At 42.9% G+C, this 21450-nt stretch carries 28 protein-coding genes and 2 pseudogenes; 9 read left to right on the forward strand and 21 right to left on the reverse strand.

The window, feature by feature from the left end:
• Nucleotides 1-9: 9 nt before the first annotated feature.
• The 18 genes and pseudogenes from rplF to AY606_RS11535 form a co-directional block, all read right to left on the reverse strand.
• On the reverse strand, nt 10-543 hold the full coding sequence (rplF, locus tag AY606_RS11450) for a 50S ribosomal protein L6 (RefSeq protein WP_067868556.1): 534 nt from the start codon (nt 541-543) through the stop codon (nt 10-12).
• Nucleotides 544-556: 13 nt separating this feature from the next.
• A complete protein-coding gene (gene rpsH, locus AY606_RS11455) occupies nt 557-952 on the reverse strand; it encodes a 30S ribosomal protein S8 (protein WP_067726639.1) in 396 nt (131 codons plus the stop codon).
• Between the two features lie 12 nt (nt 953-964).
• The gene (gene rpsN / locus AY606_RS11460) at nt 965-1270 is read right to left on the reverse strand and encodes a 30S ribosomal protein S14 (RefSeq protein WP_067868559.1); all 306 of its coding nucleotides are present in this window, start codon (nt 1268-1270) and stop codon (nt 965-967) included.
• 9 nt (nt 1271-1279) lie between these two features.
• The gene (gene rplE / locus AY606_RS11465) at nt 1280-1816 is read right to left on the reverse strand and encodes a 50S ribosomal protein L5 (protein WP_067726643.1); all 537 of its coding nucleotides are present in this window, start codon (nt 1814-1816) and stop codon (nt 1280-1282) included.
• A 16-nt stretch (nt 1817-1832) separates the two neighbouring features.
• Nucleotides 1833-2153: a 50S ribosomal protein L24 gene (gene rplX / locus AY606_RS11470; RefSeq protein WP_067868562.1), complete on the reverse strand. Its 321-nt coding sequence runs from the start codon at nt 2151-2153 to the stop codon at nt 1833-1835.
• Between the two features lie 9 nt (nt 2154-2162).
• On the reverse strand, nt 2163-2531 hold the full coding sequence (rplN, locus tag AY606_RS11475) for a 50S ribosomal protein L14 (RefSeq protein ID WP_004650480.1): 369 nt from the start codon (nt 2529-2531) through the stop codon (nt 2163-2165).
• Between the two features lie 92 nt (nt 2532-2623).
• Complete coding sequence (rpsQ, locus tag AY606_RS11480; RefSeq protein WP_067726647.1) at nt 2624-2881, reverse strand: 30S ribosomal protein S17; 258 nt, start codon at nt 2879-2881, stop codon at nt 2624-2626.
• Nucleotides 2878-3075 carry a 50S ribosomal protein L29 gene (rpmC, locus tag AY606_RS11485; protein ID WP_005012982.1) on the reverse strand — a complete coding sequence of 66 codons (198 nt, stop codon included), beginning with the start codon at nt 3073-3075 and terminating at the stop codon, nt 2878-2880. The genes rpsQ and rpmC overlap by 4 nt, the downstream gene beginning before the upstream one ends.
• A complete protein-coding gene (rplP, locus tag AY606_RS11490; protein ID WP_067868565.1) occupies nt 3075-3488 on the reverse strand; it encodes a 50S ribosomal protein L16 in 414 nt (137 codons plus the stop codon). Before rplP ends, rpmC begins: the two co-directional genes overlap by 1 nt.
• Nucleotides 3428-4244: pseudogene (gene rpsC, locus AY606_RS11495) on the reverse strand (30S ribosomal protein S3). Before rpsC ends, rplP begins: the two are co-directional and overlap by 61 nt.
• A 1-nt stretch (nt 4245) precedes the next feature.
• Nucleotides 4246-4575, reverse strand: a complete 330-nt coding sequence (gene rplV, locus AY606_RS11500) for a 50S ribosomal protein L22 (protein ID WP_039619839.1) — start codon at nt 4573-4575, stop codon at nt 4246-4248.
• Nucleotides 4576-4584: 9 nt separating this feature from the next.
• Entirely contained in the window at nt 4585-4860 is a 276-nt protein-coding gene (gene rpsS, locus AY606_RS11505) for a 30S ribosomal protein S19 (RefSeq protein ID WP_004281508.1), read from the reverse strand.
• 19 nt (nt 4861-4879) lie between these two features.
• Nucleotides 4880-5704 (reverse strand): 50S ribosomal protein L2, encoded by an 825-nt coding sequence (gene rplB / locus AY606_RS11510; RefSeq protein ID WP_067868570.1) that lies wholly within the window; start codon nt 5702-5704, stop codon nt 4880-4882.
• A gap of 11 nt (nt 5705-5715) precedes the next feature.
• Nucleotides 5716-6036: a 50S ribosomal protein L23 gene (gene rplW / locus AY606_RS11515; protein ID WP_067868573.1), complete on the reverse strand. Its 321-nt coding sequence runs from the start codon at nt 6034-6036 to the stop codon at nt 5716-5718.
• Nucleotides 6033-6635: a 50S ribosomal protein L4 gene (gene rplD, locus AY606_RS11520; RefSeq protein ID WP_067868576.1), complete on the reverse strand. Its 603-nt coding sequence runs from the start codon at nt 6633-6635 to the stop codon at nt 6033-6035. The genes rplW and rplD overlap by 4 nt, the downstream gene beginning before the upstream one ends.
• An 11-nt stretch (nt 6636-6646) precedes the next feature.
• On the reverse strand, nt 6647-7285 hold the full coding sequence (gene rplC, locus AY606_RS11525) for a 50S ribosomal protein L3 (RefSeq protein ID WP_067868580.1): 639 nt from the start codon (nt 7283-7285) through the stop codon (nt 6647-6649).
• Nucleotides 7286-7345: 60 nt separating this feature from the next.
• The gene (gene rpsJ, locus AY606_RS11530) at nt 7346-7657 is read right to left on the reverse strand and encodes a 30S ribosomal protein S10 (RefSeq protein ID WP_000070912.1); all 312 of its coding nucleotides are present in this window, start codon (nt 7655-7657) and stop codon (nt 7346-7348) included.
• A 259-nt stretch (nt 7658-7916) separates the two neighbouring features.
• Nucleotides 7917-8654, reverse strand: a complete 738-nt coding sequence (locus tag AY606_RS11535; RefSeq protein ID WP_067868582.1) for a type 1 glutamine amidotransferase — start codon at nt 8652-8654, stop codon at nt 7917-7919.
• 157 nt (nt 8655-8811) lie between these two features.
• Here AY606_RS11535 and AY606_RS11540 point away from each other — a divergent pair, with 157 nt between their 5' ends.
• The 8 genes and pseudogenes from AY606_RS11540 to AY606_RS16895 all read left to right on the forward strand — a co-directional run bounded on the left by AY606_RS11540 (nt 8812) and on the right by AY606_RS16895 (nt 15164).
• Nucleotides 8812-10014 (forward strand): PLP-dependent transferase, encoded by a 1203-nt coding sequence (locus tag AY606_RS11540; protein ID WP_067868585.1) that lies wholly within the window; start codon nt 8812-8814, stop codon nt 10012-10014.
• A 33-nt stretch (nt 10015-10047) separates the two neighbouring features.
• Nucleotides 10048-11631, forward strand: coding sequence for a helicase HerA-like domain-containing protein (locus AY606_RS11545; RefSeq protein WP_067868588.1), 1584 nt, complete (start codon nt 10048-10050; stop codon nt 11629-11631).
• A gap of 151 nt (nt 11632-11782) precedes the next feature.
• Nucleotides 11783-12547, forward strand: a complete 765-nt coding sequence (locus AY606_RS11550; RefSeq protein WP_067868592.1) for a globin domain-containing protein — start codon at nt 11783-11785, stop codon at nt 12545-12547.
• A 93-nt stretch (nt 12548-12640) separates the two neighbouring features.
• Complete coding sequence (locus AY606_RS11555) at nt 12641-13084, forward strand: RrF2 family transcriptional regulator (protein WP_067868599.1); 444 nt, start codon at nt 12641-12643, stop codon at nt 13082-13084.
• Nucleotides 13085-13185: 101 nt separating this feature from the next.
• Nucleotides 13186-14046, forward strand: a complete 861-nt coding sequence (yihA, locus tag AY606_RS11560; protein WP_067868603.1) for a ribosome biogenesis GTP-binding protein YihA/YsxC — start codon at nt 13186-13188, stop codon at nt 14044-14046.
• Between the two features lie 191 nt (nt 14047-14237).
• Nucleotides 14238-14510 (forward strand): annotated as a pseudogene (locus tag AY606_RS16635) (metal-dependent hydrolase); the annotation flags it as partial.
• Nucleotides 14511-14735: 225 nt separating this feature from the next.
• Nucleotides 14736-14885: a VOC family protein gene (locus AY606_RS16890; protein WP_502692128.1), complete on the forward strand. Its 150-nt coding sequence runs from the start codon at nt 14736-14738 to the stop codon at nt 14883-14885.
• Nucleotides 14886-14945: 60 nt separating this feature from the next.
• Complete coding sequence (locus AY606_RS16895) at nt 14946-15164, forward strand: VOC family protein (protein WP_502692126.1); 219 nt, start codon at nt 14946-14948, stop codon at nt 15162-15164.
• Here the strand turns inward: AY606_RS16895 and AY606_RS11570 are convergent.
• Together AY606_RS11570 and AY606_RS11575 are read right to left on the reverse strand one after the other, a co-directional pair.
• Complete coding sequence (locus AY606_RS11570) at nt 15134-16372, reverse strand: dicarboxylate/amino acid:cation symporter (RefSeq protein ID WP_067868617.1); 1239 nt, start codon at nt 16370-16372, stop codon at nt 15134-15136. The two genes, AY606_RS16895 and AY606_RS11570, sit on opposite strands and share 31 nt — an antisense overlap.
• A gap of 376 nt (nt 16373-16748) precedes the next feature.
• Nucleotides 16749-17621 (reverse strand): acyl-CoA thioesterase, encoded by an 873-nt coding sequence (locus AY606_RS11575; protein WP_067868620.1) that lies wholly within the window; start codon nt 17619-17621, stop codon nt 16749-16751.
• A gap of 292 nt (nt 17622-17913) precedes the next feature.
• Here AY606_RS11575 and plsB point away from each other — a divergent pair, with 292 nt between their 5' ends.
• Complete coding sequence (plsB, locus tag AY606_RS11580) at nt 17914-20490, forward strand: glycerol-3-phosphate 1-O-acyltransferase PlsB (RefSeq protein WP_067868623.1); 2577 nt, start codon at nt 17914-17916, stop codon at nt 20488-20490.
• Nucleotides 20491-20611: 121 nt separating this feature from the next.
• Here the strand turns inward: plsB and AY606_RS11585 are convergent, their stop codons facing one another.
• Nucleotides 20612-21418, reverse strand: coding sequence for an NAD-dependent epimerase/dehydratase family protein (locus AY606_RS11585; RefSeq protein WP_067868629.1), 807 nt, complete (start codon nt 21416-21418; stop codon nt 20612-20614).
• Between the last annotated feature and the right edge of the window lie 32 nt (nt 21419-21450).

Here is a 21450-nt window from a genome sequence, read left to right on the forward strand (position 1 = left end):
CCTCGCGCCCTATTTCTTCTTAGCTTCTTTACGAAGAACAACTTCATCCGAATAACGAACACCTTTACCTTTATAAGGCTCTGGTTCACGATATGAACGGATATCTGCAGCTACTTGACCCAACATATGTTTGCTTGCTGATTTCAAAACGATTTCAGTAGCAGTTGGAGTTTCAGCAGTCACACCTTCAGGAAGTTTATAATCGATAGGGTGTGAAAAACCTAGGTTAAGATGAACAACGTCACCTTTAACCGCAGCTTTATAACCAACACCGATTAGTTGTAACTTACGTTCGAAGCCTTCGTTAACACCTTTCACAAGGTTGTTAAGAACAGCGCGAGCTGTACCAGCTTGCATCCAAGAATCTTTAGACTCTTTAACTGGAGCAATATGAAGCTGACCTTCTTCCTGTTTTAGCTCGACCAGCGCATGCAGGTTGAAAGACAATGTACCTTTATTGCCTTTCACTTCGACCTGCCGGCCGTTCTGAGTAACTGTAACGCCGTTAGGCACAGTTACTGGGGCTTTAGCCACACGAGACATGAGGATTCACCTATTAAGAAACAAAAGCAATAACTTCACCACCGATACCAGCAGAACGTGCTGCGCGATCAGTCATGATGCCTTTGCTTGTAGAAACAATTGCAATACCTAAACCTTGCTTAACGCTTGGAAGTGCATCTTTACCGCGATACTGACGTAGACCTGGACGGCTTACGCGTTTCACAGTTTCGATAACTGGTTTGCCTTCAAAATATTTTAACGTAATTGTTAAAGTTGCTTTGCCTTCAGCATCAGCAACTTCTACGTTAGAAATGTAACCCTCTTGTTGAAGAACGTTAGCAATAGCAACCTTCAACTTAGAGTTAGGCATAGAAACAGTTTGTTTCTTAGCCATTTGTGCGTTACGAACACGGGTTAACATGTCGGCAACGGTATCTTGCATACTCATTATAGTCGCTCCTTACCAGCTTGCCTTAACCATGCCCGGTACATCACCTTGCATGACAGTTTCACGTAATTTGTTACGGCTTAAGCCGAACTTACGGAAGTAACCATGAGGACGACCAGTTAAACCACAACGGTTACGAAGACGTACTGGAGACGCATTACGTGGTAATGCCTGAAATTTCATCATCGCTTCGAAACGTTCTTCATCTGATGCATTTACGTTTGCAATAACAGCTTTTAATTCAGCACGTTTTGCAGCGTATTTAGCAACAGTTTTTTCGCGTTTCAATTCGCGATTAATCATACCTTTCTTAGCCATATCGACCTCTTATTTAAACGGGAAGCCGAATGCACGCAATAGCGCACGGCCTTCGTCATCGGTGCGAGCAGTCGTAGTAACGGTAATATCCATACCACGAATACGATCAATCTTATCAAAATCGATTTCAGGGAACATGATCTGTTCCTTCAAACCCATTGAGTAGTTCCCACGACCGTCAAATGATTTCGCAGAAAAACCACGAAAGTCACGGATACGAGGGATCGCAATAGAGATCAAACGGTCTAAGAATTCGTACATACGTTCGCCGCGTAAAGTAACTTTACAACCAATCGGCCAACCATCACGGATTTTAAAACCAGCGATAGATTTGCGAGCTAAAGTAAGTACTGGTTTTTGACCAGCAATTGCTTGCATATCAGAAAGAGCGCCATCTAACAATTTCTTGTCAGCTGATGCAGCACCAACACCCATGTTGATGGTAATTTTTGTAATGCGTGGAATTTCCATCACATTCTTAACGCCCAATGTTTCTAGCAATTGAGCTTTAAGTTCTTCGTTGTAACGTGTTTTAAGTCTGGCCATGGCCTATATCAACCTATTACTTCGCTACCGCCACTGATTCACCATTTGATTTGAATACGCGAGTTTTCACGCCTTCAGCATCAAATTGGTAACCAACACGGTCAGCCTTTTGGGTTGTAGCATTAAAAACTGCCACGTTTGAGATATGAAGCGTCGCTTCCTGAGTTACGATGCTGCCTTCAACACCAGTAGCTCGGTTCGGCTTTTGATGCTTCTTAACCAAGTTAAGGCCTTCAACCTTAACACGATCATTTGAAACAGACAGAACAGTTCCCTGATTGCCTTTTTCTTTACCTGCGATCACAATAATTTGATCGCCTTTTTTAATCTTAGCCATGAGTGCCTCTTATAGAACTTCAGGAGCCAATGAAATGATTTTCATGAACTGTTCAGTACGAAGTTCACGAGTCACTGGTCCGAAAATACGAGTTGCAATCGGCGCTTTGTTGTTGTTCAAAATCACAGCAGCATTGTCATCAAAACGGATGATAGAACCATCTGGACGACGTACACCGAACTTCGTACGTACAACTACAGCATTCATCACGTCGCCTTTTTTAACACGACCGCGAGGAATAGCTTCTTTTACAGTAACTTTAATAATATCGCCAACAGAAGCATAACGACGGTGTGAACCACCTAGTACTTTAATACATTGTACGCGGCGAGCACCACTGTTGTCTGCTACGTCGAGCATACTTTCGGTTTGAATCATTGCCCTACTCCAAAACCGAGCATCACCGGTTACAATTTCGAAAGGCTCAAAGAGTACTCGAAATCAACCGATGATGCAACAAGAACGTCTAATTACTCAGCAGCTGCTTCAATAACTTCCACTAAAGCCCAAGCTTTAGTTTTAGAAATTGGGCGGCTTTCTTTAATGGTTACCAAGTCGCCGGTTTTAGCAACATTGTTCTCATCATGAGCGTGTAATTTAGTTGAACGGCGGATTGATTTGCCATACAACGGGTGTTGAACGCGGCGTTCAATAAGCACAACAATAGACTTATCCATTTTGTCGCTTACGACTTTGCCGGTTAACGTGCGAACTGTTTGTTCACTCATTGTCCGTTCCCCTGTTTTTCGGTAAGGAGTGTCTTAATACGAGCAATAGTCTTACGAGTAAGCGCAACTTCATGCGATTTACCCAATTGACCAGTTGCCTTAGCCATACGAAGACGGAATTGGTTAAGCTGTTGCTCATCAAGCAAAGCTGTCAACTCTTCTACCGACTTTTCACGTAGATCATTAGTTTTCATTACATCACCGTCTTAGTAACGATAGTGGTTTTAAACGGAAGCTTAGCAGCTGCAAGCGTAAACGCTTCACGTGCCAATTCTTCGCTAACACCATCCATTTCGTACAAGATCTTACCTGGTTTGATTTGGCAAACCCAGTATTCCACAGAACCTTTACCTTTACCCATACGAACTTCTAATGGTTTTTCAGTAATTGGTTTGTCTGGGAAAACACGGATAAAGATCTTACCACCACGTTTTACACGACGGCTAATTGTACGACGCGCAGCTTCAATTTGACGAGCAGTCATTTGACCACGCTCGAGAGATTTAAGCCCAATAGTACCGAAAGATACAGTGCTACCACGATGCGCTAGACCAGTGTTACGGCCTTTTTGTACCTTGCGGAACTTAGTACGTTTAGGTTGCAACATGGATTATTCTCCTTTTTCAGCAGAACGATCATTGCGACGACCACGACGCTCTTGACCTTCACCACGACCGCGACCGCGTTTAGCTGGACGTTCTTCAGCAGGAGCAGGGTTCATGACTTGTTTCATGCCACCTAAGATCTCGCCACGGAATACCCAAACTTTAACACCAATCGTACCGTAAGTAGTTTCAGCACGTACAGATGAGTAGTCGATGTCAGCACGAAGTGTATGCAAAGGTACACGACCTTCACGATACCATTCAGTACGGGCAATCTCTGCACCACCTAAACGACCAGAAACTTCAACTTTGATGCCTTTAGCACCAGAACGCATAGAGTTTTGAACCGCACGCTTCATAGCACGACGGAACATTACACGTTTTTCTAGTTGAGAAGCGATAGCTTCAGCAACCAAACGAGCGTCTAAATCTGGGCGATCGATTTCGTTGATGCTTACTTGCGCAGGAACACCCATAATAGATGTTAATTCGCGTTGTAATTTCTCAATATCTTCGCCTTTTTTACCGATAACGATACCTGGACGAGCAGTGCTAATGGTAATTTTAGCAGCGCCTGTAGGACGTTCGATAAGAATTTTGCTGATCATCGCGTTTTTAAGTTTTTTGTTCAAAAACTCACGAACTTGAAGATCTTTAAGCAAATATTCAGCGTATTGTTTCGGACTCGCATACCAGTTAGCGTTATGACGTTTCACAACACCTAGGCGGATACCGATTGGATGAACCTTCTGACCCATATCAAACCCCTACCTTAACGGTGATGTGACAAGTACGCTTAGTGATACGATCTGCACGGCCTTTAGCACGTGGCATAATACGTTTAAGGCTCACACCTTCATCAACGTAAATCGTAGCAACTTTAAGGTCGTCTACATCTAAACTGTTATTATGTTCAGCGTTTGCAACTGCAGATTCCAACGCTTTTTTCACTAAAACTGCAGCTTTTTTATTGCTGAAGTTCAAGATGTTTAAAGCGTGAGCAATAGATTTGCCACGAATCAAATCTGCAACCAAACGTGCTTTTTGTGCCGAGATAGCGGCACCGCGTAATTTAGCAGTAACTTCCATCATAGCACCTTAACGTTTAGATTTCTTGTCAACACCGTGACCACGATAGGTACGAGTTGGCGCGAATTCACCGAGTTTATGACCAACCATATGTTCAGATACGATTACCGGAACATGGTTACGACCATTATGAACAGAAATTGTTAAACCAACAAAATCTGGGAGTATCATCGAACGACGCGACCAAGTTTTGATCGGCTTACGGTTATTAGCCGCGATAGCCGCTTCAACCTTAGCGAACAAGTGCGCATCGACGAATGGGCCTTTTTTCAGAGAACGAGGCATTGTCAGATTCCTTTACTTGTTACTTAACGCGACGGTCGCGAATGATCATCTTAGTCGTACGCTTGTTGGTACGTGTTTTGTACCCCTTAGCTTTTTGACCCCATGGGCTTACAGGTTGAATACCTTTATTACGCCCTTCACCACCACCATGTGGGTGATCAACTGGGTTCATAGCCATACCACGTACGGTAGGACGAACGCCACGCCAGCGTGAAGCACCCGCTTTACCGAGTGAACGAAGGTTGCTTTCTTGGTTAGAAACTTCACCAAGTACAGCACGGCATTCAACGTGAATTTTACGCATTTCGCCAGAACGTAGACGAACAATTGCGTAAGAACCGTCACGACCCAACAACTGAACAGAAGTACCAGCTGAACGAGCTAATTGCGCGCCTTTACCGATTTTAAGTTCGATGTTGTGAAGAGTAGAACCGATAGGCATGTTACGAAGTGGCAAGCAGTTACCTGGACGAATTGGAGCATCGTTACCAGATTGTACTTTATCACCAGCACGCAAACCTTTAGGAGCAATGATATAACGACGTTCACCATCAGCATACAAAACTAAAGCAATGTGTGCAGTACGGTTAGGATCGTATTCGATACGCTCTACAGTAGCAGGGATACCGTCTTTGTTACGTTTAAAGTCAACTAAACGGTAGTGCTGTTTATGACCGCCACCAATGTGACGAGTCGTAATGTGACCGTTATTATTACGACCACCAGTACGTTTTTTAGCTTCAATCAACGGTGCATAAGGCGCGCCTTTGTGAAGATGGTCGTGAACGACTTTCTCTACAAAGCGACGTCCTGGTGACGTTGGCTTACATTTTTGAATAGGCATAATTCTCGTCCTTATTCCGCTGCGCTTTCAGCGGTATCGCCCAAGTCAGCCATTTGAACATCTTGGCCAGCTTTCAGGGTGACGTATGCTTTTTTAACATCAGAACGACGTCCTAATGTTTTACCAAAGCGTTTAGTCTTACCTTTAGTGATCGTCGTGTTAACTTTAACAACTTGAACACCAAAGAGTTGTTCCACTGCTTTTTTGATTTCAAGTTTAGTTGCGTTAATAGCAACTTTAAAAACTTGAACACCAGCAGCTTCACCTAGAACTTGCGCTTTTTCTGAGAATACAGGTCCTTGTAGGACTTGATAGATACGTTCGTTGTTCATCCGAGTTCTACCTCAATTTTCTTAGCAGCAGCTACAGACATAACAACTTTGTCGAACGCGATCAAGCTAACAGGATCAATTGCAGCAGCATCAACCACATCTACATGCGGAATGTTACGTGCAGCAAGATATAGATTCTCATCTACAGCATCCGTAACGATTAATGCGCGAACAGCATTTAAGTCGTTAAGTTTAGCAAGCAATTCTTTAGTTTTAGGAGCTTCAACAGCAAACTCTTCAACCAATACCAAGCGATCTTGACGAACAAGTTCAGCTAAGATGCATTGCATAGCACCGCGGTACATTTTACGGTTAACTTTTTGAGACCAATCTTGTGGACGAGCAGCAAAAGTTTTACCACCACCAACCCAGATTGGGCTACGAATAGAGCCAGCACGCGCACGACCAGTACCTTTTTGACGGAATGGTTTTTTACCACCGCCAGATACATCGCCACGTGATTTTTGAGCTTTAGAGCCTTGACGACCACCAGCTAAGTAAGCTGTAACAACTTGGTGTACAAGAGCTTCGTTAAACTCACGTCCGAAAGCAACTTCAGACAATTCAACAGCAGAGCCGGAAACAGTATTTAAATTCACAATATTTCCCCTCAGGCCTTGATCGTTGGACGAACGATAACGTCGCCACCAGTTGAACCAGGGATTGCACCTTTAACAACAAGAATTGAACGTTCCATGTCGATAGATACAACTTCAAGACCCTGTACTGTTACGCGCTCAGCACCCATGTGACCGGCCATTTTCTTGCCTTTAAACACGCGCCCAGGAGTCTGGTTTTGACCAGTAGCACCTAAAGAACGGTGAGACAATGAGTTACCGTGAGTAGCGTCTTGAGTACGGAAGTTCCAACGTTTAACACCACCTTGGAAACCTTTACCTTTAGATTGACCAGTTACGTCAATTACTTGACCAACGGTAAATAAGTCAACACCAATGGTACCGCCAACTTCACGACCTTCAAGCTCAGTTTCTGAAACGCGGAATTCTTTAACCAAACGACCAGCAGCAACACCCGCTTTAGCGAAGTGACCTTTCTGGGGGTTAGTTACGCGAGATTCGCGACGTTCACCAGTAGTGATTTGAATCGCTTGATAACCATCAGTTTCAAGCGTTTTGATTTGAGTGATGCGGTTAGGATCAACCTCAATCACCGTAACAGGTACAGAAACACCAGCATCTGTAAAGATACGTGTCATACCGCACTTGCGACCGACTAAACCAATAGCCATGTGCATAAACCTCTAAAAAAGCGGCTTAATTAACTTAGAGCGTTAATTAACCCGAAAGCCTTAACCCAATGCGATCTGAACATCAACACCAGCTGCAAGATCTAATTTCATCAATGCATCAACAGTTTTGTCTGTTGGTTGAACGATATCGATCAAACGCTTGTAAGTGCGGATTTCATACTGGTCACGCGCGTCTTTATTAACGTGCGGTGAAGTTAGAACGTTAAAACGTTCGATGCGTGTAGGCATCGGAATTGGACCACAAACTTGTGCGCCAGTACGTTTTGCTGTTTCTACGATCTCTTGAGCAGATTGATCAATCAGACGATGATCAAAAGACTTCAAACGGATACGGATTCTCTGGTTAGACATACCAGTAAACTCCAAGCCAAAAATATAAAGAATCACCTCTGACGCATCTCACCCTATTGGTAAGTGTCAAAGGCAGTGAAAATCACTAAGGTCATGATCGATGCCACGACTGTCACGATATTAACTACTTTATTCGTAGTTAACCCCTTTTATTAAAGGGCCGCTCATTATAGCCACTGTTTAACGCTTAAGCAAATCTCTTTTCAACTTTTTAGTGGTTTTCTGACATTATAAATTTGTAACATTGTTTAAAAATAAATCAACGTCCGGTATTTTGCAAAACATACTCTATTGCTTTATTTAATATTTGATTTCCTTGAATAAAATTATTTTTTGGTGATTTTTCTAGTTGTTGCGCGGATTGTACATAATCGCCTGAAAAGTTTACTCGCTCTTCATCATTTTCCAAGAATAGCTTGAGTGTTTCTGGCGTGATTTCTGGATGAAACTGGAATCCCAAGACATTTTTGCCAATTTGGTACATCTGGTTTCGGCAAACATCATTTTCCGCCAAATGAATCGCCCCTTTCGGTATTTCAAAGGTTTCTCTATGCCATTGCATCACATTAAATTGCGCGGGCAATTCAAAACATGCTTCAGGCACATGCTTAACTTTGCGTACCCCCGTCCAACCAAGTTCCTGTTTTTCATTGCAGTAAACCGCTGCACCCAATGCATTCGCGATAAGCTGGGCACCCAAACATACACCAATTGCGGGTTTACCCATCGACAGGTAACGTCGCAACCAGCGTTTTTCGACCTTTAACCAAGGAAAATTTGCTTCATCATTCACACTCATTGGCCCACCCATAATAATGAGTAAATCCACATCTTCCACATGTGGTAAAGCTTCAATATCCAAAGGACGATCTACAGGTAATGCAAAAAACTCCGTTGCACTCATTTTAGCCTGGTGCTGTTTTAAAAATGGATAACAACTGCCGTATCCTTCGCCAGCGATATGCTGAAAATAATGGACATTTAAATGCGACTTCATGCGCTCCTACCTATTGTTGTGTTCTGCTATAGGTTTGCAAAAATAAAGCCAACATTATGTGCAGATTAACGTTTCTATACATTTGGGCATTTATATAGCCTAATTTGCGCGTTTCTCTTAAGCTAAGACTAATTTTGATATGACTTAGGGTAGAACCTTGAAAAAAAATCCGCAAACAGAACTGATTCATGCACCGCGTAAAGCCCCTCAGTTCATATCTACAGTTCAACCTCCCCTGTTTCGTGCATCGACCATTATTTTTGAAGATACCAATGCACTGTTTAATCGCCATTGGACAGATGACTATGACTATAGTTATGGCACCCACGGTACACCGACCACTTTCACTTTAGCTGACAACATCGCCCAGATTGAAGGAGGTGATTATTGCCTGCTTGCGCCAAGTGGGTTGTCTGCCATTAATCTAGTCAATTCTTGTTTTTTAGCACACGAAGATGAAGTTTGGGTTGCAGACAATATCTATGGGCCAAACATGGAACATTTGCGTAATCTGGAAACACGTTATGGCATTTCAGTTAAGGTTTACAATCCCCTAAAGGTGGATAGTTTCCAGCCTACCAATAAAGCCAAACTAATTTGGCTAGAGGCAGCCGGTTCTGTGACTTTAGAATTTCCAGATTTGGTGAATTTGGTCAAAAAAGCTCAAGCACACAATATCCTGACGGCACTGGACAATACTTGGGGGGCCGGCCTTGCTTTTAATGCCTTTGATTTTTCTGACCAGCATTTGAGTGTCGATCTGACGGTACATGCGCTGACGAAATATCCAAGCGGTGGTGGAGATATTTTGATGGGTTCAGTGGTGACAGTGGATAAAAACCTGCATCACCAACTGTTTCGTATGCATGCCATTCAAGGTATTTCCATTTCAGGGGATGACGCTGCACAAGTTCAACGCAGTTTAGCTTCCATGCGAGTTCGTTATGAACATCAGTCCCAAAGCACTTTAAAGCTGCTGGGCTGGTTGAAACGACAAAAAGAATTTGTTCAGGTGCTGCATCCTGCTGATGAATCCTCTGCCGGACATCACTACTGGAAAGAAATCTGTCATATGGGTCAAAGTGCCGGTTTAGTGAGTGTGATTTTCAAACCCGACTATACGCTCTCAGCTATCCGCAAATTCTGTGATGCTTTACAACTGTTCAAGCTGGGTTTTAGCTGGGGTGGCCCTGTCAGCTTGGTCATGCTGTATAACTTAAAAGATATGCGTGTACTGGAACATACACATTTACAACAAGGATTGCTGGTTCGTTTTTGTATAGGGCTGGAACATCCAGATGATTTAATTCAAGATATAGAAAACGCGTTAAAACAATTAAATACACCACAACGCGAATAACACCAAGTATAAGAAAATAAAATAGGAACAGACATGAGTACACCGATCGTTATTGCCAAGAAAACCTCGAATACGCAGCAAGAGATTGTTTTACATTCACAGTTTGCCAACCGTCACGGCTTAATCGCGGGTGCAACCGGAACGGGTAAAACGGTGACGTTAAAAGTTCTTGCAGAAAACTTTTCCCGAATTGGTGTACCCGTGTTTTTAGCCGATGCCAAAGGCGATGTTTCAAGCTTGGCCAAAGCGGGTTCAAGTAATGCTAAATTCGATCAACGTCTTAAAGTCTTAAATATTGAATCTATCCCCTTTGCTGCATCACCCGTAGTGTTTTGGGATTTATTTGGCCAACAAGGTCATCCAATTCGAACCACCGTTTCGGAAATAGGACCGTTACTCTTAGCACAAATGCTCAATCTGAATGACACACAGCAAGGGGTACTTTCGGCAGTTTTCCGGATTGCAGATGATCAGGGCTTACTGCTGATTGATTTTAAGGATTTAAAATCAATTATTACTTATGTGTCTGAACATGCCCCGGAATTTCAGGCTGAATACGGCAACCTTTCTCCCGCCAGTCTGGGTGCTATTCAACGTAATTTATTGGCGCTTGCAAACCAAGGTGGCGATCAGTTTTTTGGTGAACCGAGTTTAAACATTCTGGATTTTATTCAGACGGATAGCCATGGGCGTGGTTACATCAACCTGTTGGCAGCTGACAAATTGATGAACACCCCCAAACTGTATGCCACTTTCCTGCTCTGGATGCTATCGGAACTGTTTGAACAATTGCCTGAAGTGGGCGATATGGATAAACCCAAACTGGTGTTCTTTTTCGATGAAGCACATTTATTGTTTGATAATGCCAGCACAGCGCTACAGGAGAAAATTGAACAAGTGGTACGCTTAATTCGCTCTAAAGGCGTGGGGATTTATTTTGTCACTCAAAATCCACTCGACCTGCCTGAAAGCGTTTTAGGACAACTGGGTAATCGCATCCAGCATGCCTTACGTGCATTTACCCCAAAAGATCAAAAAGCGGTAAAAACGGCAGCAGATACCTTCCGCGCCAATTCTGAATTTAAAGTCGATCAAGCCATTACTGAACTGGGTGTCGGTGAAGCCTTAATTAGCTGCCTAGATGAGCAAGGCATTCCACAGATTGTTGAACGTGGCTGGGTGATGCCGCCCTACTCTTCATTTAGCCCGATTAGCTTAGATGAACGCAAAATACTGATGAATCAAAGCATTGTTGCAGGAGTTTATGAGCAGCATGTTGACCGTGAAAGTGCATATGAGATATTGCAGCAAAAAGTGGTACAGCGTCAGCAACAGACAGTGGCAGAGGAAACAGCGAAACAGCAAGCCAAGCAACAAGAAGCCCTAACCAAACAACAAGCCAAAGATCAGGAAGCTTTTGCCAAACAGCAAGCACGCGAACAAGAACGTATTGTACGTGAACAACAGAAAGAGGCTGAACGCGCATCAAAGCAACGTGAAAAAATCACGCAAGATATTGTCGGAACATTTGCGAAAAGTGCGGCTCGCAGTTTAGGGGGAAGTACAGGACAGAAAATTGTCCGTGGTTTGCTCGGTTCTCTTTTCGGCAGGAAATAACTTTCTTCTTCCCATCAGGATTTTTAAAATTATGGGATATTCAGATATTCCATAATTTTTTTATGGTTTTTTAAAAAAGATGTATTTACAATAATTTTTATAAGATGTATTTTAAATACATCTTATAACCCTAACAAAAGATGTTCTAGCCATGACTCCACAACATATCGAACTTGTTAAATCCACTGTCCCTGTCCTTCGTGAAAATGGTGTTGCACTGACCAGCTATTTTTATAAGCGTATGCTAAATAACAATCCAGAATTAAAAAACATCTTTAACTTAGATCATCAAGCTAGCGGCCGTCAGCCACGCGCCTTGGCCGCTGCTGTATTGGCTTATGCAGAACATATTGAAAACCCGAGTGTATTGGCTAAAGCAATTGAGCACATTACCACTAAGCATGTCAGCCTGGATATCCAGCCTGATCACTATGCCATTGTCGGTGACAACCTGTTGCATTCAATTAGCGAAGTTTTAAATGTACCTTTTGAATCTGACCTGATTGCTGCCTGGAAAGAGGCTTATCTGCAATTGGCAGGCATCTTGGCCGGTGTAGAAAAACAGAAATATGAAGGTTTGGCTGCACAAAATGGCGGTTGGGCTGGATGGCGTGCTTTTGAAATCGCTGCAGTTGACGCAAATGACACAGGTAAACGTTTTACTTTAAAAGCACAAGATGGTCAGCCAGTTGCTGCTGCTGAAGCAGGCAGCTATATTTCAGTTAAGGTTCAAGTGCCTGGACGTGATATTCAACAGCCACAACAATTTACTTTTGCTGAAGCTCAATCTGCAGATCAGTTTACTTTTGAGGTAAAACCTGAAGAAAATCATACAGAATATTCTGTGGCTAACATCTTGCTTAAGAACTATAAAGTTGGTGATGTAGTTCAGGTTTCTGCACCAGTTAAAGGCTAAATGCATCATCAGTCATTAATTGCCTGTTATTGAAAGTTCCCTTCGGGGAACTTTCAAGTTACGCTATCCACCTTCCCACGTTCTAAAGACCCTATGCAACTCAATAAATTTACTGATTATGCCTTGCGTCTATTGATGTATATCTCTAGATCTAGAGATACCCCATATACCATTGCAGAAATTGCACAGGATTTGCATGTCTCTCAAAATCATCTGGTCAAAATTGTCCATTTCATGGGAAAACAGGATTGGATCGTTACCGCACGTGGAAAAGGCGGTGGGATTCGCCTGAATGCAGAAACTTTAAATTTAAATCTGGGCCAAATTGTGCGTATCCTGCAAGGCGATAACCAGATTGTGGAATGCAACACTCCGCCCTGCGTACTGCGCAGCAACTGCGGCCTTAAAGGCATTTTAGATCAAGCACTTGAGCAGTTTTACCAGTCACTAGATCACTATTGTTTAGGCGATGTGCTGGATACCGGCAGTTCCGCTAAATCCGCATCTTCCTCCCCGATTGCACTGCTTAATCTTTAAATCAACGACCGAAGTTTTATAGCTTTCAAAATGCAAAGGTCGCTTGCCTAGACGACTTCCTTTATAATGTTTCTTTGTAGATCATTTATTGAAGTTGAGTTATGCACCACAGCAGAGGAAAATCCAAAAACAGTAAGACAGCGAATGCGCCTAAGCAAAAGATCAGCTATGAGAAAAAAGTTGATTCTGCCATTACTGAATATTCCGTGCGTTCACTCAACTGGTTACGCCAAGCCGAATTCTTGATGAGTGCGCCAAAGCTCAACCTGTGTGTAGAAGACACAGGTTATGAAATTGCTTTTGCCGGTCGTTCAAATGCCGGTAAATCCAGTGCTATCAATGCCTTAACCAATCAAAAACAATTGGCACGTGCATCGAAAAAGCCGGGTCGTACCCAGATGATCAACTTCTTCAGTTTGGGTAATCCGGATCAGCGTCTGGTCGATTTGCCCGGTTATGGTTATGCCGCCGTACCTGAAGCCATGAAAATTGTTTGGCAAAAAGAACTGGAAAATTATCTGATTCATCGCCAAAGCCTACAAGGCCTCGTGCTGCTGATGGATATTCGCCATCCACTGCAACACTTTGACGTAATGATGCTGGAATGGGCTTATTCACGTCATTTATTTGTCCATGTCCTGTTAACTAAATCAGATAAACTTAACCGTGGTCCTGCCTCTAAAGTGCTGCAAGAAGTGCAACAGCAATTGAAAAAAATGAAACTGGACTTCTCCATTCAATTGTTCTCATCCATGAACAAACAAGGTTTGGAAGAACTTGCAAGTGTCATGGGTGGCCGTCTGAATTTCACCTTGGAACAAGCGACCAAATTCGATTTAGATCGTATTCCTGAAGCGGATGCCGATGATCTGGATGAACCGGTAGAATCGATGTATGCAGATGATGAAGCAGAGATTGAAATTGCCGAAGATGCTACCGATGAAAGTAGACAAGCTGACTAATACCGGTTGTCTGACAAAAATTATCATCTTTTGATATTTGAATGCCCTCTATTGCCAAGCACAATGGAGGGCATTTTTTTATACTGCTCCTAAGTCGATGTGATCATGATCACAGACAAAATAAGGACAGCATGATGGAGCTTTTATGCTTATTGAAAAAGTCTAAAATTGGATCTTCAATTGATTACTAAATCAAGCCGCGTAAAGTCAAATCTGAATGGCAGCAGACACCTCTCGACTGGATTCAAAATCAACCCTTTGTCAATTATTTCGTCAATGCAATTAATATGATTTTACCTGCCAGTGAATTCTGGTTCTGCCGTCCGTATAACAAAGTTTTGCCGCAAATTAGCGATGAAAAACTCCAACCGGATGTTAAAGCTTTTATCCACTAGGAAGCCAGGCAGGCACATGCCTCAGCGAATAAAGAATATCTCTCGGTGTGTAACATTGATGTAGAGCGCAAGTATTTGATGCCCTAGTACGATCCTGTGCATGAAGCCAAAACTGAAGATGCACTTGCCTATTTAGATCACTCACCTGCTGCAAAACGCGCAGCCCTGAAAGTCGCTTAAGGCAATCATATGAATACCGGACCGTAGGGCTTTATGCCCTATTTTTATTTGCACTACAATCCATCCAGATCATAAAAATGATATGGATAAAAGATAAAGCCCTCAATTTCTGTTATCACGCTTGCCGTCAAGAATTTAGAGCAGTCACTGACGTTTTATTGTCAAGGTTTGGGCTTATATAACGAAAGGATTGTGGGTCAACACTATGACTATGGTGCAGTCGCTTTTATACAACTGCAATCAGATTTAAAACTCGCTTTATAACCGCAACAGAGTATTCTGCATGCTACCCCTCTGGAACTAAATGCAATCTGTCCGACCCAAATGACCCTTGGACATCAGGTCTTTAGTCCATTAATAGAAGTCGATCAAGTCATTGCACAAGCAGCTCATGCAGGTGCTCAAATTATTAAACCTGCACAAGCCAACTTTCCCGGTGGATATACAGGTGATTTTCAAGATCCCAATGGACATGTTGGGGAATTGGTATGGAATCTAGACTGGGAAAATGATCAGGTTGGAATTTCATCATCACGGGTGTGACGGTCGACCACCACACTAATCATCATATCCCCTTGCACGTTAACCACAGTACGTACGGTATCCAGTAAACGGTCAATCGGCAATAAAATGGCAATGGCTTCCGCCGGCAGACCCACTGACTGCAATACCATAATCATGGTCACCATGCCTGCACTTGGAATACCCGGTGCACCTAAGGAGGCAATCATGGCGGTCAAACAGACAATAAGCTGTTGTCCAATACTTAAATCCAGCCCCATCAAGTTAGCAACAAATAAAGCTGCAGCAGCTTCATAAAGTGCTGTGCCATCCATATTCAACTGTGTTCCCAAGGGAATGACGAAACCGGCCGTTGCCGGACGTACCCCCAGGTTTTCCTGAGCACACTTCATGGAAAGTGGCAGAGTGGCCGAACTGGAACTGGTGGCAAAAGCAGTAATCAGGGCTGTGCGTGTGCCTTTAAAAAAAGTGATCGGATTCATCTTGCCAAAAATCCACAGGAGTAGCGGTAAAACCACGGCACCGTGAAATATGGTGGTTCCGGTCACCACAGCAGCAAATTCCATCAGACGGTTCAGTACAGAAATATCTTCAGTTGAAATAAGTTTTGCCAGCAGAGCAAAAATACCGATCGGTGCCAGTCGCATCACCCAGATAATCATAAACATCATCATGTCGAAAAACTGCTGACTGACTTGACGTACGGTTTTGAAACGCTCGCCACCATGCACCAAAGCCACACCAATAAATAAAGCAAACAGCACCACAGCCAAAACATTACCTTCAGAAAAAGCTTTAAAAGGATTGATAAGGGTATTTTGAATAAAATTGGTGAAAAATGACGTTGCCGTTAAGGTGTCCGGGGTTTGATGGGTATTCATTGCATCCTGAAACAGGGCAATGTCTACGCCCTTTCCAACATCAAACAGATGCGCACAACTGATCCCGAGAATCAAAGCCAAAGTGGTGGTCGTGACGCAGCAGGCCAAGGTAATTTTCCAGACTTTGCCTAATTGTCCACCCGCTTGTAAATTGGAGACGCCCACTACAATTGAACTAAAAATAAGCGGGATTAACAGCATCTTCAATAAGCCAATAAAAATACTGCTGGCAATTCCCAAACCATACAAACTGGCATCAAAAAATGCAGTGTCGGGATAAAGATTCAGAATAAAACCGAAAGCCACGCCTAAAATTGCAGCAATCAAAATTTGGGTATTTAAGCTCATCTCTACATGCTTTTATTGTTAAGTCTTGCAGGCACTATGCCATGCCTTATTTTTAGAATCGAGAAACTTTTTGTTACACGTTCAGCATAAATATGCAAAAGCAGAATTTAAACTTTATCTAGAGCTCCAACGACTTGCCAAATAAAGGACATAAGATCTGCTTTTGAATCAGGACTCCTCTACCAATAATTAAAAGAGTACCCATATAAAAAAATAATTCTTCTCGCCGCGCTCATATTCAGTATAGGAAACAGCTTTTGCTCATTCCGGACATGGCTGTCCTAAAGATGTGTCGGAAGATATTCCGCACTGCCACTAAAATAACATCATAAAAAAACCGGACGTTTTGTCCGGTTTTTAAAAAAAATATGATTGGTTATTGAGTTTCAATTTCGCGGATGCGAATTAGACCTTCTTGAGTGGTACTGCACACCAGCTCACCGTTTTGCCACATGCGACCGAAATTCAGGCCACGCGAACTCGCACTTACCGTAGCATCCATGTCGTATAGCATCCATTCATCGACACGGAATGGCTTATGGAAATACATGGCATGGTCAATACTGGCACATTGCAAACTTGGCGATAAATAACTTAAACCGTGCGGACGGAGCGCTGTGGTCATTAAAGTATAGTCTGAATAAAATGCAGCAATGGCCTGATGTAAAGAAAGCTCGTCAATTTCTGGCGCGATTTTATCATGCGTGCGTAAATAGTGCGCATAAGATGGCGCTTCAGGTTGCGGTTGAAATGGATTGCTTGGATCAATCGGACGGATATCAATATGGCGATCGCGCATAAAGCTGGCACGCACATTTTCCGGCACAAATTCCACAAACATTTTTTTCAGTTCAGCTTCTGATTTCACCTGTTCTGGCGCCGGATATTCAGGTTCACTAATCTGGTAATTTAATCCCTCTTCTGGATAAGCAAAAGAAATCATCGCGGTAAAAATGGTACGACCATGTTGAATGGCATTAACCTGGCGACTGACAAAGCTTTTCCCATCCCGCAAACGGTCAACCTGATACAGAATAGGTGCGTTGATATCACCACCATACAAGAAATAGGCATGTAATGAATGTGCAGGACGGTCTGTGGTATACGAAGCGGCACGTAATGCCTGCCCTAACACCTGACCACCGAAGACACGTTTTCCCACCAAGTTGCGGCTGATGCCTCGGTAGATATTTTCTTCAATTTTTTCAAGGCTAAGTAATTCAACCAGTTCTTGGGTTAACGCATTCATAAACGACCTATTTTGCTGGGGATACCTGAAATGTAGGCGAAAAATTTAAATCAATCAGATAAACTATTGCAGCTATTTTGCCATAAATCCAGACCAAAACCCTAGATTTAGACTGACCGGTCTGTCAGATTATTTTTGCTTAACAATGGCTAAAAATACGATTTTTAACGATAAAATTTAACACTCGATATGCATTTTGTCAGAAAATGACATATTGTTTTAAATTACAATGATGCATAACAATTTCCCCCTCAGAAAATCTGTGGTTTCGGTCATTTAAGTAGGAGTGTATATGTCCAAGAGTGGCTTTGGTCAAATGTATCGTCAGCTTTCAAGTAAGCTGCTTGACCTCGTGGTAACCCCACATGTTCTTGGTGAGGTTCCTACTGAACCGACAACTACAGAAGTAAATGCGGCAACAGAGCAACCGGTTACGCAGAAAATCATCTGTTATGTGCTACAAAATTACTCGCGCAGCAATGCACTGATTGTCGATGGTGAAACACGACGACTCAAACTTCCTGCTGCCTTAGACCCATTAATGTTCGGGAATCACAAAGAAAAAGCATCGGTACTGTTCTTGCAGCATCACAATGAAAACAATTTACTAAATCCTCCGCCACATGCTTTTCCACCCCGTTTACTCCGCTTAATTGATCTTTTAGAACATCATCCTGAAGTGGATATTGAACTGATTCCTGTGACTGTACTGTGGGGACGCTCGCCAGATAAAGAAGATTCCTGGTTCAAGCTGCTGTTTACCGATACCTGGGCCACTCCGGGTACAATCAAGCAATTGGTGAATATTGGCTTGCATGGTCGTCAGTCTTATCTGGAATTCCATCAGGGACAATCCTTGCGTGGGCTAATCGACTTTGCCCAAAAGACCCATCCCAACTTGTCGCCTGCGACCTATATTCTCAATACGCTGAATAACTATTTAGACGGTCAGCGTGAAGTTGTACTCGGGCCTGACCTGTCAGACCGTCGTAATGTGATGCATTCACTGATCAAATCGACGGATGTACAAGAAGCCATTCGCCGTGAAAGTATCCGCAGCAAAGTCAGCATGATTGAATCTGAACGTCGTGCAATTGCTTATTTAAACGAAATTGTCTCTGATTATTCACATTCTGCAGTGCATTTTGCCGATATGGCGCTGACCCGTTTATGGACACAGCTGTATGACGGCGTAGAAGTCCATAACTTTAGTACCGTGCGTGAACTTGCCAAAGACTACGAAATTATCTATACCCCGTGTCACCGCAGTCACATTGACTATTTATTGCTGTCTTATGTGATTTACAAGCGCGGCATGATGGTGCCGTACATCGCTGCGGGTGATAACCTGAATATGCCGTTTGTAGGTCAATTACTCCGGGGTGGCGGTGCATTCTTTATTCGTCGCACTTTCCGGGGCAATGGCTTATATACCACGGTATTCAAAGAATACCTGTTCAGCATTTTGTCACGTAATACGCCACTGGAATACTTTATTGAAGGTGGCCGCTCACGTACAGGGCGTTTGTTGCCAGCCAAAACTGGTATGCTCGCAATGACTGTCCATAGTCATTTACGTGGTCGATCAAAACCAATCGTGTTTTTGCCGACTTATATTGGTTATGAACGCCTGATGGAAGGTTCAACCTATGTCGGTGAAATGCAAGGCAAGCCGAAAGAATCTGAGTCGATTATTGGTATTTTAAAAACCTTGCGTAAAATCGAGCGCATTTTCGGTAAAGTACATGTCAACTTTGGTGAACCGGTATTTTTAGATGACATGCTGAAAAAACACGGTGCAGATCAGATCAAGATTGAAAAGAATGATGATCCCGTTCCGCAAGAAGTGTCAGATGCAGTCAGCAGTTCAGCGCATGCGATTTTAGAAAATATTAACCGTGCGGTAGTAATTAACCCGGTTTCACTGCTTTCTCTGATTCTACTGGCAACACCAAAACATACTTTGGATGAAGAGATCTGCATTAAACAACTCGATGCCTATCGCAAGCTGGTCGCTGCCTTACCTTATGATGCACGCACCCAAGTTACACCGCTTTCAGGCAAAGAAATTATTGCCTACGGTTTAAAACTGAAACTGATTAAACGCATCAAACATGTGTTGGGCGATATTATTGCGATTGAAGACAATCAAGCGGTTTTACTGACTTACTTCCGTAATAACATTCTGCATGCCTTTGTATTGCCGTCTTTAATTGCTGCTTTGGTTGAGCATAACGGTTTAATTCGCCGTGGTGATTTGATTAATGTGATTCGTACGCTCTATCCATTCTTAAAAGCAGAATTGTTCTTAAAATGGCAAGATGATGAGTTGAAAGATCAAATCTGTGCTTATGTCGAAGCCTTAATTCAAGCCAAACTGATTTTTGAAGATATTGAAGGTAATCTGGTTTCGCCTGCACCCAATTCAGAAGATCATAACCAGCTGGTGGTTCTGGCTGCCCCTGTGATGCAAAGTCTTGAGCGTTATTACATGACTCTGGCTCTGATCACGCAGCGTGGTTCAGGCAACATTTCAACCCGTCAGGTTGAAGAGCTCAGTCATTTGGTCGGTCAACGTCTATCGGTGTTGTATGAGTTCAATTCACCTGAATTCTTTGATAAAGCCCTGTTCCAAAGCTTTATAAAAGTACTGACTCAACAGGGCTATATTCGCAACAACGAAGACAATGCCATTGTGTTTGATGAGAACTTCAAAAATGTTGCGCAGTACGCCAACCTGGTTCTGGATGACGTGACTTTGCAAATGCTACAGCACATTACCACCTTTAGCGATGAAGAGTTAAAAGAAGCTTTAGATGCTGTTGCGGCTCAACAAGCGAAACGTCGTTTGAAACGCAAGAAGAAGTAATGCCTTAAGAGTTCCTTCTCCTTCTAGGAGATGAGAACCCTGAGAATATATTTTAAGTTCGCAAGGGAGAGGTTAATTATAAAAACCTCATCCCAACCTTCTCCCAGAGGGAGAAGGAGTGTCATTTATTTCCTAGCATCTGCAAATAATCCCCAAAACAGTCTGCATGTTCCAACTCAAATCCTGTTTTAGCCATTCGCGTTGCATACATTCTTTTTCCTGACAGCTCTTCAGTTTCTAAAACTAGTTCAGGTAAATTCAGCTGCCGTTGAAACCATTGAATCACTTCATGTAAAGCAATCGGTTGGTTATTGCTGACAATATATGATTTTTCAGGATGTTCCACGTGAATCAATTGCGCCAGAAATCGGGCTAAATCATCGATGTGAATACGGTTGCTATAGTGAATTTTGGCATAACTTTGAGTGACTTCAGCCAGCTTGATCATTCGGGCAACGGATGTACCATAAATGCCGGTGGGACGAATGATGATGCATTGATTGGGGAAAGCCTGCTGATACAGCTGCTCCATCTTTAAGAGTAGTTGGCCCTGTTCATCACTGGGGTGCATGACGGAATCATCATCAATTCGCTCACCCTTATTTTCACCGTATACACGGGTAGATGACACCACGACAATCTTTTGAACTGGATGAGATTTTAATGCGACGACAATGGGGGCAATAGAGTCGACATAGGTCCGCTGATACCCCTCTAGAGTGCTTTGTGAGGGTGACAGTAAAACATAGATCCAATCAATGGCTGGAATATGCGTTAAATCCAACTGATGAACATCCTGAATCAAATGTGTCGCAAATTGATCCGTTTTCGGGCTTTGGCTAATTGTGGTAATTTGGTGGCCTTGCTCAAATAACTGTTTGGCAACGCGCTGAGATGTTTTACCATAACCAATAAATAATATATGCATTAAACACCTGATTACATAACCGAAGTTGAGGG

This window comes from Acinetobacter sp. SFB (assembly GCF_001647545.1).
In the GTDB taxonomy this organism is placed as follows: domain Bacteria; phylum Pseudomonadota; class Gammaproteobacteria; order Pseudomonadales; family Moraxellaceae; genus Acinetobacter.